Source organism: Cutibacterium sp. KB22876 (assembly GCF_059728865.1).
In genome coordinates, this window is record NZ_AP040858.1 from 1617524 (window position 1) to 1631758 (window position 14235).

Here is a 14235-nt window from a genome sequence, read left to right on the forward strand (position 1 = left end):
GTCCCTCCTCTCACCCCTCATCCTGACCGGAACCACCGACAGTTTCGTGCCGCGGTCCCGGAACGCCAGGAGAACAGCGAGGTCAGAACGGTAACGGCAGTTGGTCGATGACTTCCTGGGCCTGGGACTGCTGGGTCGAGACGATGCTGCCCAACCATTCGATGACAGCCTCTTGGGTGGCTTCGTCGAATCCCTGCACGACGTCGAGGTACTCGGCGCCACTGTTCGCGGCTGCACCACAGGAACGCACCACGTCAGCCGGAGCCGGCGCATCGACGACGGACAAGATGGACAGGAAGACGTCACGGCTCTCGATCAACTGAGCTCGGCCTGCGTCGGTCGGCCGGAGCTTGCCGACGAGGGACTCGAGCCTCTTGACCCGCTCGGCACGCGCCGAGGCGAGGTTGTCGAGGGCTCCCTGCCACACCAGCCCGGACAGCCGGTCGTGCGACATGAAGAGGCGACGAATCTGGCGGTACCAGGCCTCCAGGGCCGACAGGTTGCCGAGGTAGGTGACGTTGTGGGCGATGATCCTGTCGAGCTTGGCGTAGCTGGCCGGGGTCACCGGACGCTGCCTACCGGCGGGCGGAGGAGTGAGGACGAGCTGGTCGTCATCGGGGATGTCGTCACGCAGGATCGACCCAGCCCCGACCACGGTTCCGAATCCGGTCGCCACCGGCCCGACCGTCCCACCCTGACCGCCGAGGAAGATCGGGTGTTGGTTGAGCAGCACCCCGTGCGGGACGTCGCCGAAGAGGGATGCCGTCGTCTTGTCGCCGTCAGGAGTGAAGTTGAAGTGAATGTAGGACGACCCGACCTCGGAGTGATCTGACCGAGAGGTTCCTCCGGCCATGAGGACGTCACAGAAGTTGATGAGGCTGCCGAGGGTGACGAATGGCAGCAGAATGGTCTGCTTGAGGCCGACGGTGTGGGCGCCGCTGGCTTCTTCCTCGAGGATGGTGCCGCCGCGGACGTGCGCGCCCGATGCCATGTTCGCCCCGGCCAGGAAGACGGCGTCCTGGGCGAAGCCGCCCTTGAGCTTGACCCCGGTGCCGAGCTGGCAGTCCTGGATCGTCATGGGGGTTTCGTCGCCGAGCACGCACCCGGCGGAGATGACCGTGCGACGGCCACGAATCCGACATCCGGGGCCAATGACGACACCGTCACCGCTGATGTTGTCGACGTCGACGTCGTCGTCAATGTCGACGGTCAACGGATTGGGGATGCGCACCCCCCTGTCGATGAGCTTGGCCGCTTTCTCCAGGCCACGCGGTTGCAGCGCAGGGGAGTTGACGTCCATCGATGGTCCTTTCGGGTGGCGGTTCGTACCGACCAGCGTAGTCAGTCGTGCTGACGGCCGCGGGCCATGACGAGCCAGGCCGCTGCGACGACGAAAGCCATGCCAACCATCTGCACCGGGGTGAGGGTCTGGCCCAGGATGAAGAATCCTGCGGTTGCGGCCACGGCCGGTTCCATACCGGTGAAGACGCCATAGACCGTGGTGTCAATGTGGCGCAGGGCGTACATCTCCAGGCTGTAGGGCAGGGCGGAGGACATCAGGGCTACCACGAGACCAATGAGGAGGTGACGGGGCTGGACGAGGTCAGCCCCCTGGGCAACGAATCCGATCGGCAGCAGGACGACCGAGCTCAGCGCGATGGCCCACCACAACCCCTCGAGCTTCGACCAACTCGCCCCGACGAGCTGTGCTGACTTGGCGTAGAGGGCCCAGAAGATACCGGCGGTGAAGGCCAGCAGGAGGCCGAGAATGCTGATGCTGGCCCAATCGGCATTGAGGGCCCCGGAGACCCCGACGACACCGCCCAGAGCGAGCAGGATCGCCAACCAGTCACGCACTGAGTGGCTTCCCAGGGCGGCCATCCCCAGTGGCCCGAGGAACTCGACGGTCACCGCCACACCCAGCGGCAATCGCTCCAGGGAGAAGTAGAAGGCGGTGTTTAAGCCGCCCAGGGCGATGACCAGAGCCAGCACCCTCATCCAGTCGTCGCGGGTGTGGCCGTGTAGATGAGGTCTGACGACAGGGGCCATGAGAAGGGCGGCCAGCGACATTCGCAACGCAACGGTTCCCAGCGGTCCCACCTGAGGGATGAGGGTGGCAGCCAAAGCTCCCCCGATTTGAACTGAGAGGACAGCTCCTAACATGAAAAGAACTCCGCGCACGGGGCCCACCATAGTGGCGCACCTGCCACGATCATGGCGCTGCTGTCGGCTCGTCGCGCCCTGGAGGGTCTGGATCGATGCCCCACACTCGGTGTATCGGTTCTGTGGCTGACCTCAGCGCGGCACCACCAGGGCGAATCCTGACAGGAATAGGCCGGTGAAGATGCCTCCGGAGCGTTCTTGGGCTTTCTTGGCTGCTGATGAGTCCACTTCTTTGATCATGGCTCCGGTTTGCAGATCGTAAAGTCTGATGACAGGACTGTCGGTGGCGGTGTCGACCACCCCGACGGTTTTACCTTGGATTCGGAGTGGAATTCCCTGATCTGCGGCCAAGTGGGTGTTCACGATGAGGCGGGATTTTCCAGTGGTCAGGTCAGTGGCCACGACTTGCCCGGACAGGAGGGTCCAGATGAATTCATGTCCCATGATGACCGCGTCTGAACCGGTAGGGCCCATGCTGTCTTCGCGGACTCCTCCGCCGTCGATCGTATTGAGGGGTTTCCCGTGTTCATCGATGATCGGGATCTGCCGGGCTGATCCTGTTTTCAGGTCGAAGAATGCCAAGGTGGTTTGCGGGTATGTCGCCTTTTTGTTCCATGACGTTGCCCCCAGTCGCACGACAAGATCCTTCCCGTGACATGCGAGGCCGCTTTCGGGGGTCAACCCCCACCGGGGTGTCATAAGAGGCCCGAGGTCTACCGTCTTGTGGTGCTGTCGGTCGATGCGGAAGAATTGCACTCCTGAAGGGCTATGGTATGTGTTGTAGGAAATCCCATATATCTGATTGTTGCACATTGTAATATCAGACACCCAGTGTGGTATGTGCATTGATGTGCCATCGGTGAATTCGAGAAGGAATGTATATCTGTCGGGATTTGATGAATCGTCGCCCCAATTCGACAAGAATGCAAATTCTCCGGCACCGAGAGGATAGGGGTAGATGAATTGCGAATCTGATACGTAAGGATCTTTTCGGGGTATGATCCTGGTTCCTGATTTCCCCATGACGTACATGTTGGAAAAGTCAATGAAGGCGACATTTCCGTCACTATCGGAGCTAGCGCTGGTGTATCGGGGTGCGTTTTCAAGTTTTTTGAGTTCATGGGTGGTGTCGCCGTCGAGGGACAGAAAACCCGGGCGATTGAAGATGGGGGAATCTGGTTGGCTCCAGGATGTGGCGATCCTGACATCGGCATGAAGCGTATCGGCTTCACTGATGGAACTCGTTCTGACTTTTCCGCACGCACTGGTTGTAATGAGACAGATCACCGCGACCATGCAGGTCGCGAACCTTGTGCGCTTGTGTCGATTGCGTGTTGCTCTCATGGTGATTGGCGCGGTTTTCATCCTCAGTACTTCCCGGAGGTGAGCCACATCGCTCACAGCGTAGCCACAGGCTAGCAGTAGGGGCCGTACCGGAGAGGGGCAGGGTGGTTTCCCTGGTCCCCTCTGGCCCGGCGCGCCCAGGGGGGACTCGTCAATACAATGACGCCCATGCCATTCGGATTCGACGTCACCTCGCACCTCAACGACTCCTATGGGCGCACTGGCGTCATCCACACCCCGCACGGTGATATCGAGACCCCGGCCTTCGTCGTCGTCGGGACCAAGGCCACCGTCAAGTCCTTGCTGCCTGAGTCCGTGGCGCAGCTGGGAGCCCAAGCCGTGCTGGCCAACGCCTATCACCTCTTCCTGCAGCCGGGTCCAGACCTCGTCGACGAGGCCGGCGGACTGGGACGGTTCATGAACTGGACCGGCCCAACCTTCACCGATTCCGGCGGCTTCCAGGTGCTCAGTCTCGGCGCCGGGTTCAAGAAGACCCTGGCGATGGACGTCTCGGAGCTCACCGAGGAAGACGTCATTGCTGCCGACGCCGACCGCAAGGCCATGGTCGACGACGACGGCGTCACCTTCCGCAGCCCGCTCAACGGTGACCTCCATCGCTTCACCCCTGAGGTGTCGATGGGGATCCAGCACCATCTCGGTGCGGACATCATGTTCGCCTTCGACGAGCTGACCACGCTCATGAATACCCGCTCCTACCAGGAGGAGGCGTTGGAGCGGACGCGACGGTGGGCCGAACGCTGTCTGGCTGAGCATCGTCGCCTCACCGAGGCCCGGGCCGGCAAGCCGTACCAGGCTCTGTTCGGGGTTATCCAGGGAGCACAGTACGAGGACCTGCGCCGCAAGGCCTGCCGGGATCTGTCGCAGATGGAGATCGACGGCCAGCGGTTCGACGGCTTCGGCCTGGGAGGTGCCATCGAGAAGGTCAATCTCGGGCGGATCGTCACCTGGTGTGCTGAGGAGCTTCCGGAGGATCGTCCCCGTCACCTGCTGGGCATCTCCGAGCCTGACGACCTCTTCGCCGCCTGCCGTGCTGGTGCCGACACCTTCGACTGCGTCAACCCTTCCCGGGTGGCCCGCAACGCCGCCATCTACACCGTCGATGGGCGCTACAACGTCAACACCGCTCGATTCCGGCGTGACTTCGGTCCGTTGGAGGAGGGCTGCGACTGCTACACCTGCACTTATTACTCCCGTGCCTACCTCCACCACCTGTTCAAGGCGAAGGAGATGCTTGCCAACACCCTGGCGACGATCCACAACGAACGCTGGACGGTTCGGCTCGTCGATCAGATTCGCGCTGCCATGCGTAACGGGGAGTTGGATGCCCTCGAGACCGAGTTCATGGGTCGCTGGAATATCAACGGTGGAAGGTTGGTCAAGGCCAACTGATATGCCTGTTCTCCCTCATTCCCGGCCTCGCGACGGAAGAGACTGAAGGCGCCATTCGTGACGCTCGCGAACGCGAGAGTCGATCGTGGCCTTCGTGGCGATGGACGCCCTTGACGTCGATGACGACGTCGAGGTGGGGTCACTGATAATGGTCGGTCGATTCGATCGGCTCCCTCGACCAGGGTGATGATTGACGGGATGCCCGAGCGGGTCGAGGTCCTGGGCGGCACCATCGCCTCGTCGAATTCCGTGGTTCCACTCAGATCGACCGTCTCCTCGAGATCATCGTCACCGAGCCGATGAACCGTGGCGGACTGATCAAGCTGGACCATCTTCGCCCGAGCTTGAGCGGGGTCTACCGAGAGGTGTCCCAGTGGGACCTGGCTGTCAGCGAGGTAATGGACAAGATCGAGGTGGTTCGGGATGCTGATGAGGCCGAGGCCGATCGCAGGTTTCAGGGTGACGGCTGGTCTTCATTCCACTGCGCATGCTCGGTCATCGCACGCGGCGGTGGCCCTTGTCCTGATGGCGTTCTCCGTGCTCGCAGGAGAAAGGATCTACCGACACTCGATCTTGCAGACGATCGGCCGGGTCAGCGTCGAGAACGCTTGGAGGCCGAACGAATTCGTGGCGCGACGTTCGAAGGTGCTGGTGTACGGGACTGTCAGCGAAATCTGCCAAAAATCGGCCCGACACCATGATGGCAACGTCACCATCGGCGTTTATTGGCAGATTTCGCCGGTATTCCGAGGCACAGCGTCAATGCTGAGCTGCTGCCAGCCTCTCCTGGTAGGTCGGCTCACGCTTCTTGATCCACGCGATGATGCGAGTCGTGATCGGGATGCAGGCGTACTCAACGAGGGTCTTCCACAAGAATCCGAAGAAGGCGTAGTTACACCACTGGCCGAAGCTGGTGATTCCGACGACTGGTGCCGCGATGGCGCAGAAGATGACGGTGTCGACGGCCTCACCAGCGCCGGTGGACCCCATCAGTCGACCGACCAGGCCGCGCTCCAACCACTTGGCCTTGAGACGAACCATGATGACCGAATTCGTGAACTGCCCGGCGAGGAATCCGCACGCACCGGCCAGCACCATCTGCCACAGCGGTCCCAGCGACATCTCGAGGGCGGCGTCATGAGCCACAGAGTAGGGATCGGTGAACCCCGGAAGGGCAATGATCGCCCAGAAGCACAGCACCGAGAGGATTGCACATATGAACCCCATGACGATGGCCCGGCGAGCAGCCTTGATCCCGTAGATCTCAGTGGTGATGTCTCCCATGACGTAGGCGAGCGGGAAGAGGAAGAACCCGCCGTCGGTGGTGATGGGGCCGAGCTGGACTCCCTTCGATCCACCGATGTTCGACAGGATGACCACGACACACATGAGGGTCAGGAGGATGTCGTAGTGCCCAGATCCGCGATCGGCATACGTCGGGCGGATGGTGGCAGATGATCTGCGGCTGGAGGAGTCTGATGTCACGGCGACATGGTATCCGTGTTGAGAAATACCATCGAGGTGACGACCACAACCAAAGGAGGTTTCCGTGACCCTTGCAAGCTCGGAACTCAGCATCAGCCCACAGCGAGATCTTTACCCGCCGATCGAGCCTTATGACACCCGGATGGTCGATGTGGGTGATGGTCAACAGCTTTACGTCGAGCAGTGTGGCAACCCCAATGGCAAGCCGGCGGTCTTCCTGCATGGTGGCCCTGGCGGCGGTGGCGGTGTCGAGCGCCGTCGTTTCTTCGACCCCGAGGCCTACCGCATCGTCGTCCTCGACCAACGCGGTTGCGGCCTGTCGACCCCGCACATCGCCAAGGCTCGCACTCCGAAGGAGATGACCAGCAACACCACCTGGAAGCTCGTCGAGGATCTTGAGAAGATCCGTGAGCTGCTGGGTATTGAGCGCTGGCAGGTCTTCGGCGGATCCTGGGGATCGTGTCTGTCCCTGGCCTACGCCGAGAGCCATCCCGAGCGGGTGACCGAACTGGTGCTGCGCGGCATCTTCACTCTGCGTGAGCAGGAACTCGACTGGTATTACAACTTCGGTGCGTCCGAGGTGTACCCAGAGCTGTGGGACAAGTTCTGCGAGCCGCTGCGTCGAGCTGGACATGACTTCTCCCGCGACAACATCGCTGCCTACTACGACCTGCTCTGGGACGACGACCCCGATGTCCACGGCCCCGCCGCCGTGGCCTGGACGACCTGGGAGGGAGCGACCACCTCGCTTTCCTTCGACCCATCCCACGTCAAGGAGTTCTCCGATCCGGAGTTCGCGCTGGCCTTCGCCCGCATCGAGAACCACTACTTCGTCAACCACGGGTTCATGGTCGAGGGACAGCTGCTGCGCGATGCCCACAAGCTCGCCGACATCCCGACGATCATCGTCCAGGGCCGCTACGACATGTGCTGCCCGGACGTCACCGCTGTCGACCTGTCGAAGGCCCTGCCGAGCGCCGACCTGCGGATCGTGCTGGCCGGACACTCGGCCTTCGAGCCGCTCGTCGCCTCCGAACTGGTCAAGGCCACCGATCAGTTCCGCGGTTGAGATCTGACTCCGGGAGGGCCGGCGTCGAGAGGTGCCGGCCCTCCCGGACTGTCCTCCAGACTGATCACCCGCGGAAACAGGGGACCGTCTCCAACTCCCCGGGCCATCCCCATTCCTGGACGGCCAGGTCTGCCGCCCGGCCACACATCCGGGCCAATTCCGGCGTCCGTCCGCGGTGGTCGGCCACCCACCGCCACCGCGAGACCAGACGTTGACGCCCGCTCCCGAACCGTCCGGAAGCCTCCCGTCGCCGCAACGGGCCCAGCGACAACTCGGTGGTTTGCAAGGTGGCCGCAGCCGCAGCCAGGGCAACCATGTCCTCACTCACCTCGGGGCCGACCTCCCGATACCCGGCCATGGCAGCTTCCCTGAAAAGCTTGCTCACCTGGCCAGAGTCGTCACAACTGACCCACGGAACCTGCAGATGTGCGAGATCGACCGCGGGATGATGGACGCTGCTGGCCTCGAAGTCGATGAAGGTGGCGTCACCCCCATCAGCGGGAATGACGATGTTTCCCGGACACGGATCAGCCTGGGTGAGGACGGCGTCATCCCCGCCTGCGAGCTCGGCGAACAGCTCGATCTCGGTCAACGCCTCCGCGCTGAGCACCCCGTCGTCCAACAGCTCAGCGAGTCTCGTCGCCCCACGCCCTGGCAGCCGAGGAGAGGCCGGACCGCCTGCGGACAGCGTCCCCGGATCGGCCTTCCTGATGAGTTGTCGGAAGGTCGCCACATCGGCCCCGCGCATCGTCGCCCCCAGTCCGCGTCCCCACGCCCGAGCGGCCTCCACAGCGGTATCAGGATCAGATCCGGACAGCACATCGGCCAAGGTCGTCATCTCGCCGAGATCGGCCATGACGATGACCCCGAGATCCAGGTCGGCGGCCAACAACCGTGGCGCCCCGGGGATCGTCGCCAATCCAGCCCATTCCCGCACGATCCCGAAACCGCCGGAGTTGTGGGCCATGGCCTTGGATCGAAAACACTTGGCAATGACGGTGTGGGCTCCCTCGCTGGCCACGGTGGAACCGTCCACCCAGCACCGAGCGACGCTGGTGCGCACCCCGTCGCGCAAGACCTCGTCAAGGGACAACTCCGTGCCCAGGACGAACGCGGCGTCGTCGAGCCAGCCCAGTCCCATCTCCACCTCCTGGCTACCGCGGCGATCAATACAGTCGTTGGCTACGTCTACAGTGGGAGAGTACACATTCGCGTCATACCGGAGAGAACCCTGACCACCACCTTGCACTCCCACAACACCGATACCGGCAACCCCGGCCCGGCGCGCCGAGTCGTGACGGTGCCCGCATCGATTCCCATGGTCACCCTGGTCGGCCCCAACGACGAGTTCCTCAAGCATCTCGAGGACGCCCTCGGTGCCGACATCCTGGTGCGAGGCAACGAGATTCACCTCGCCGGGCATCCCGCCGATCTTGCCGACGCCAACGACATCCTCACGGAGATGACCACCATCATCCGTACCGGGCAGGGACTGTCCGCCGACGACGTCGACCGGATCGTCGCGATGACCCGCAACGGGGAGGGGCCGGCCGAGATCATGACGGCCGACATCCTCAGTAGTCGTGGCAAGACGGTTCGCCCCAAGACCCTCAACCAGAAGCGCTACGTCGACGCCATTGACGCCCACACCGTCACCTTCGGCATCGGCCCCGCCGGTACCGGCAAGACCTACCTGGCGATGGCGAAGGCGGTCCAGGCCCTGCAGACTAAGCAGGTGAGCCGGATCATCCTCACCCGTCCGGCCGTGGAGGCGGGGGAGAAGATCGGCTTCCTGCCGGGCACCCTCTCGGAGAAGATCGACCCCTACCTGCGCCCGCTCTACGACGCCCTGCGCGACATGGTCGACCCGGACTCTATCCCGCGTCTCATCGGCGCCGGAACCGTCGAGGTGGCACCGCTGGCGTACATGCGTGGCCGCACCCTCAACGACGCCTTCGTCATCCTCGACGAGGCCCAGAACACCTCGCCCCAGCAGATGAAGATGTTCCTCACCCGTCTGGGGTTCGGATCCAAGATCGTCGTCACCGGCGACATTACCCAGGTCGACCTGCCCGGTGGGGTGAAGTCCGGCCTGCGAGTGGTGCAGGGCATCCTTGACGGCATCGATGACATCGCCTTCTGCAACCTCACCAGCCGTGACGTCGTCCGTCACCGTCTCGTCGGCAAGATCGTCGCCGCCTACGACCGGTACGACACCGTCGCCGAGTCATACGGCCCCAGGAACCCGCGCAAGAACAGGAAGACCCGATGATCGACATCACCAATGAGTCCGGTTCCCCGGCCGATGAGGAGGGGCTCGTCGGACTGGCGACCTTCGCCCTCGACCGGCTCCGCATCCATCCCTCCTCGGAGCTGTCGATCATCCTCGTCGACGAGGACACGATGGAGGCCTACCACGAGAAGTTCATGGGCCTCCCCGGACCGACCGACGTGCTGAGCTTCCCCATGGACGAGATGCGTGCTCCCGGCGACGACGAGGACCCGCCGTCAGGTCTGCTTGGCGACATCGTGCTGTGCCCGACTGTCACGGCTCGGCAGGCGGCCGAGAACGGTCGTACCCCCGACGGGGAGGCGGAATACCTCCTCATCCACGGTTTGCTTCATCTGCTTGGCCACGACCACGCCGAGCCGGAGGAGAAGCGCGTCATGTTCGGACTCAACGACGAGATCATCGCCGCATGGGATGGTCATCGAGAACAGGCAGGCCAGCGGTGACGCAGCAGGAATGGGTCGTTCTTGCGATCGCCTTCATCTTCACGGTGTTGGCAAGCCTCAACGTGGCCATGGAGACGGCCCTTCAGCATATGTCCCACTCCAAGGCCGAGGAGCTGGCCGCCGATGGGCGGAAGCCTCACCTGCGAGTGCAGGACATGGTGGCCGATCCCGCCCCCTTCATCAACACCGCGATGCTGGTGAGAGTCATTTCCGAGGTGACGGCGACGGCCCTCGTCGCTCTCCTCATCTTCGGTCATTTCGATCTGCTCTGGCAGCAGGTGCTTGTCGTCGTGGCGATCATGGTCTTCGTCGATTTCTTGGCCTGGGGAGTGGCGCCGCGCACCCTGGGTCGCCAGCATGACACCGCCATCTGCACCTTCTGGTCGCGACCGTGGGGTGTGTTGGCGCAGATCCTTGGCCCGATCGCAGCCCTGCTCATCCTCATCGGCAATGCGCTGACCCCCGGAAAGGGATACGCCGAGGGGCCGTTCACCTCCGAGGCCGAGCTGCGCGAGATGGTCGACTACGCCGAGGCCTCCGACCTCATCGAGGCTGGCGAGCGCGAGATGATCCACTCGGTCTTCGAGCTGGGTGACACCCTCGCCAAGGAGGTCATGGTCCCGCGTACCGACGTCGTCTTCATCCCGCGGTCCAAGAACTTGCGTCAGGCCATGTCCCTGGCCCTGCGTTCCGGATTCTCCCGGGTCCCGGTCATCGGTGAGAGCCTCGACGATGTTCAGGGGGTCGTCTACCTCAAGGACCTCTCGCGTCGAGTTCTCGACAACCCTGAGGGCTACGCGTCCGAGACCGTCGAGTCGATCATGCGTCCGCCCGTCGTCGTTCCCGATTCCAAGCCGGTCGATCAGGTGCTGCGCGAGATGCAGCGTGACCGTAATCACCTCGTCATCGTCGTGGACGAGTTCGGTGGCACTGCTGGCCTGGTGACGATCGAGGACATCGTCGAGGAGATCGTCGGCGAGATCGTCGACGAGTACGACGCCGAGCCCACCCTCACCGAGGAGATCGAGGACGGAGTCTTCCGGATTTCCTCGCGTCTGCCGGTCGACGACCTGGGCGAGCTGTTCGACCTCAAGGTCGACGATGACGACGTCGAGACCGTCGGCGGCCTCATGGCCAAGGAATTGTCCGTCGTCCCGATCCCCGGATCTGTCATCATCTGGGAGGGGCTGGAGATCACCGCCGAGAAGGCAACCGGGCGACGTCACCAGGTGGACACCTGTCTGGTGAAGCGGGCCCCCGAGGAAACCCCCGATGAGGAGGACGACGATGAGTGACGACGAGATGCCCTCGCTGGCCTATCTCATGGACGGTGACGACGAAGAGATCTCCGACGTCGACTATGTGGCCGCCCGGGTGGCCGAGTCCACCCGCTCCGGGTTCCATTCCGGGTTCGTGTGCTTCGTCGGGCGCCCCAACGCCGGCAAGTCGACTCTGACGAATGCCTTGGTCGGCTCGAAGATTGCGATCGCCTCCTCGAAGCCCCAGACGACCCGCCACGTCATCCGCGGCGTCGTCACCGACGAGAACTCCCAGATCGTCGTCATCGATACCCCCGGACTACACAAGCCGCGCACCCTGCTGGGCCAACGCCTCAACGACCTCGTCTTCGACACCTGGACCCAGGTCGACGTCATTGGGGTGTGCCTGCCGTCCAACCAGCGGATCGGGCCGGGAGACACCTATCTCGTCAAGCAGATCGCCGACCTTCCCAGGAAGCCTGCACTCATCGCGCTGGCGACGAAATCGGATCTGGTCTCCTCGGCGCGGATGGTTGAGCACCTCACCGCCATCGACAAGCTGCAGGAAGAGGTCGGGATCGAGTTCGCCGCGATCGTCCCCTGTTCGGCGGTCTCCGGTGAGCAGGTCGACGAGGTGCACGACGTTATCGTCTCCCTGCTGCCAGAGGGGCCGGCCTACTACCCGGACGGAGAGGTCACCGATGAGCCGACCGAGACCCTCGTCGCCGAGCTCATCCGTGAGGCGGCTCTGGAGGGTGTACGCGAGGAGCTCCCGCACTCGCTGGCCGTGGAGATCGTGGAGATGGGGCTGCGTGAGGGAAGGCCGGAGGACCGTCCGCTGCTCGACGTCCACGCATCCCTCATCGTCGAGCGTGACTCTCAGAAGGGAATCATGATCGGTCACCGCGGATCCCACATCAAGGAGGTCGGCACCCAGGCCAGGCAGCAGATCTCTGCTCTGCTGGGGACACCGACTCATCTGGACCTGCAGGTCAAGGTGCTGCCGAATTGGCAGTCCGACCCGAAGTACCTCAACCGGCTGGGGTTCTGAGACCGATGACGGCCTCATATGGCTGAGGCCGTCACCTCTCCGCCGACGATCGTCAGGTCACTGGTCAACCCTGCCAGTGTCTCCCCGGAGAGGTCGAAAGGGTTGGTGCCCACGGCGATGACGTCGCTCGGCCCGCCCTCGACCACCTTGGCAATCTGGCGAGTACTGGACAGCAAGGCCTGGGAGATGGTGAGGGCATGCTCCATGTGCCATCCCGGGCGAAGGTCCCCGGTCCGCTCGACGGCCACCCGTACGGCACCCCATGGATCGACTGGGGAGACCGGGGCATCCGACCCCATTGCCAACTCGGCCCCGGCCTCCACCATGTCGGCGAATCGGAAGCAGCGATCGGCGCGGTCGGCCCACATGACGTCGGTGGCGTCACGATCATCGACCATGTGCAGGGGCTGGACGCTGGCTCGCACTCCCAACTTCGCGAACCGGGGGACATCGGAATCGGTGAGGACCTGGGCGTGCTCCACCGATCCCGAGATGCCGGTCGTCTCGAAGGCGTCGAGGACCTCCCGGACGGCGCGATCGCCGATGGCGTGGGCCGCACACTGCAGGTTGGCGGCCTTCGCCCGTCTCATGAGCTCGACGAGGTCCTCAGGTGTGACCGAGTCGATTCCGGCCCCCTCAGGTCCACCACCCGATGGATATGAATCCATGCACCACGCGGTGCGCGTTGACATTGAGCCATCGACGATGACCTTGAGCGGGCCCATGGCGACCCGGCTGGGACCAGGCTTCTCAGTGATGGGGGACTGCCCGGTGGCCAGTCCTTGCGCGATCGCCTCGTCAAGACGCTCGGGGTAGACGCTCACCTCGACTCGCAGCGGACAGCGTCCATCTGCCTCGCGCCGCAGCCAGGTCTCGACGTCGGTGTCGAATTCCATGTCGCGGATGCCGACGACTCCCAGCCGAGCAGCCGCACCTCCGCAACTTCCGACCCAACCGTCCAGCACATGGGGATCGACATGGGAAAGCTGGGTCTGGATGTCGAAGCTGGCCTTCTCGCGGAAGAATCCGTCACCCTGGACGCCGAGTTCGCGCATCGCGGCGGTGTTGCACCACACCGAGTGCAGATCAGCCGAGACGAGGACGGCCGCCCGGTCGCCGGTCACGGCGTCGAGCTGCGCGGCATTCGGGTTCGAGTCCCACACCGAGGACCGGAAACCAAACCCTTGCAGGATGGGCTCGTCACTGTCCGCGCGTCGTTCCACGTGTGTCGCGACCTCGTCGAGGACCTGTTGGTAACCAGCGGTCTGGCTGACGAGGAATTTTCGGGATGCCAATGCCGACTGCCCGACGTGGACGTGCTCGTCCCACAGCCCGGGCATGAGGATGCGTCCGTCCAGGTCGACACGGCGCACGGCCTCCGAGGAATCAGCGGCACGTTGCCAGGCCTCCGGACCGACCGCGACGACGCGATCGGAGAGCAACACATCGGTGGGTTCGCCAGCGGACCCGTCAATCAGGTCGAGAATGCGGGCGTCGTGAAGCAGCAGCATGACCAGATGGTCCCACCGACGGCGGTCCATGTCAGACTTCGGACGATTTTGAGAGGAATCCCACGTTTCCACGACTGCGGTGTACTCTGACACACATGTCGCGCGCGTTCCTGCTTGTGTGCCGCAGCGAGACCCGTTGAAAGGGTGGCCTCCTCGCTGCGGGTGATCGGGCTGCCCGAGAAGTCACACACTTTCGGAGAGACCACT

12 protein-coding genes and 2 pseudogenes are annotated in these 14235 nt (G+C 63.6%); 8 read left to right on the forward strand and 6 right to left on the reverse strand.

Annotated elements, in window-relative coordinates:
- Nucleotides 1-82: 82 nt before the first annotated feature.
- The 3 genes from AC6I1W_RS07315 to AC6I1W_RS07325 all read right to left on the reverse strand — a co-directional run bounded on the left by AC6I1W_RS07315 (nt 83) and on the right by AC6I1W_RS07325 (nt 3528).
- Nucleotides 83-1300 (reverse strand): hypothetical protein, encoded by a 1218-nt coding sequence (locus AC6I1W_RS07315; protein WP_063280019.1) that lies wholly within the window; start codon nt 1298-1300, stop codon nt 83-85.
- A gap of 41 nt (nt 1301-1341) precedes the next feature.
- Nucleotides 1342-2193, reverse strand: a complete 852-nt coding sequence (locus AC6I1W_RS07320; protein ID WP_270235896.1) for an EamA family transporter — start codon at nt 2191-2193, stop codon at nt 1342-1344.
- Between the two features lie 102 nt (nt 2194-2295).
- Complete coding sequence (locus tag AC6I1W_RS07325) at nt 2296-3528, reverse strand: hypothetical protein (RefSeq protein ID WP_270235898.1); 1233 nt, start codon at nt 3526-3528, stop codon at nt 2296-2298.
- Nucleotides 3529-3675: 147 nt separating this feature from the next.
- Between AC6I1W_RS07325 and tgt the strand changes: the two genes are divergently transcribed.
- The 3 genes and pseudogenes from tgt to AC6I1W_RS07340 all read left to right on the forward strand — a co-directional run.
- Nucleotides 3676-4917 carry a tRNA guanosine(34) transglycosylase Tgt gene (gene tgt / locus AC6I1W_RS07330; protein WP_270235900.1) on the forward strand — a complete coding sequence of 414 codons (1242 nt, stop codon included), beginning with the start codon at nt 3676-3678 and terminating at the stop codon, nt 4915-4917.
- A 251-nt stretch (nt 4918-5168) separates the two neighbouring features.
- Nucleotides 5169-5291 (forward strand): annotated as a pseudogene (locus AC6I1W_RS07335) (ABC transporter ATP-binding protein); the annotation flags it as partial.
- 92 nt (nt 5292-5383) lie between these two features.
- Nucleotides 5384-5550: pseudogene (locus AC6I1W_RS07340) on the forward strand (ABC transporter permease); the annotation flags it as partial.
- Between the two features lie 126 nt (nt 5551-5676).
- On the opposite strand, the gene AC6I1W_RS07345 reads toward AC6I1W_RS07340, so the two are convergent.
- On the reverse strand, nt 5677-6429 hold the full coding sequence (locus tag AC6I1W_RS07345; protein ID WP_117189618.1) for a queuosine precursor transporter: 753 nt from the start codon (nt 6427-6429) through the stop codon (nt 5677-5679).
- Nucleotides 6430-6466: 37 nt separating this feature from the next.
- On the opposite strand from AC6I1W_RS07345, the gene pip reads away from it, so the two are divergent.
- Entirely contained in the window at nt 6467-7471 is a 1005-nt protein-coding gene (pip, locus tag AC6I1W_RS07350; protein ID WP_117189551.1) for a prolyl aminopeptidase, read from the forward strand.
- A 64-nt stretch (nt 7472-7535) separates the two neighbouring features.
- Here pip and AC6I1W_RS07355 read toward each other — a convergent pair whose 3' ends face one another.
- Nucleotides 7536-8678: a phosphotransferase family protein gene (locus tag AC6I1W_RS07355; RefSeq protein ID WP_171048635.1), complete on the reverse strand. Its 1143-nt coding sequence runs from the start codon at nt 8676-8678 to the stop codon at nt 7536-7538.
- A 36-nt stretch (nt 8679-8714) separates the two neighbouring features.
- On the opposite strand from AC6I1W_RS07355, the gene AC6I1W_RS07360 reads away from it, so the two are divergent.
- From AC6I1W_RS07360 to era, 4 genes are read left to right on the forward strand one after another with little or no spacing between them, the layout of a single operon-like run.
- Entirely contained in the window at nt 8715-9743 is a 1029-nt protein-coding gene (locus AC6I1W_RS07360) for a PhoH family protein (protein WP_169311836.1), read from the forward strand.
- A complete protein-coding gene (gene ybeY / locus AC6I1W_RS07365; RefSeq protein ID WP_063280017.1) occupies nt 9740-10207 on the forward strand; it encodes an rRNA maturation RNase YbeY in 468 nt (155 codons plus the stop codon). Before AC6I1W_RS07360 ends, ybeY begins: the two co-directional genes overlap by 4 nt.
- Nucleotides 10204-11502 (forward strand): hemolysin family protein, encoded by a 1299-nt coding sequence (locus AC6I1W_RS07370; RefSeq protein ID WP_016667429.1) that lies wholly within the window; start codon nt 10204-10206, stop codon nt 11500-11502. The genes ybeY and AC6I1W_RS07370 overlap by 4 nt, the downstream gene beginning before the upstream one ends.
- On the forward strand, nt 11495-12517 hold the full coding sequence (gene era / locus AC6I1W_RS07375) for a GTPase Era (RefSeq protein WP_016667430.1): 1023 nt from the start codon (nt 11495-11497) through the stop codon (nt 12515-12517). Before AC6I1W_RS07370 ends, era begins: the two co-directional genes overlap by 8 nt.
- A gap of 14 nt (nt 12518-12531) precedes the next feature.
- Here the strand turns inward: era and AC6I1W_RS07380 are convergent, their stop codons facing one another.
- The gene (locus tag AC6I1W_RS07380) at nt 12532-14028 is read right to left on the reverse strand and encodes an amidohydrolase (protein WP_117189619.1); all 1497 of its coding nucleotides are present in this window, start codon (nt 14026-14028) and stop codon (nt 12532-12534) included.
- Nucleotides 14029-14235 lie beyond the last annotated feature (207 nt).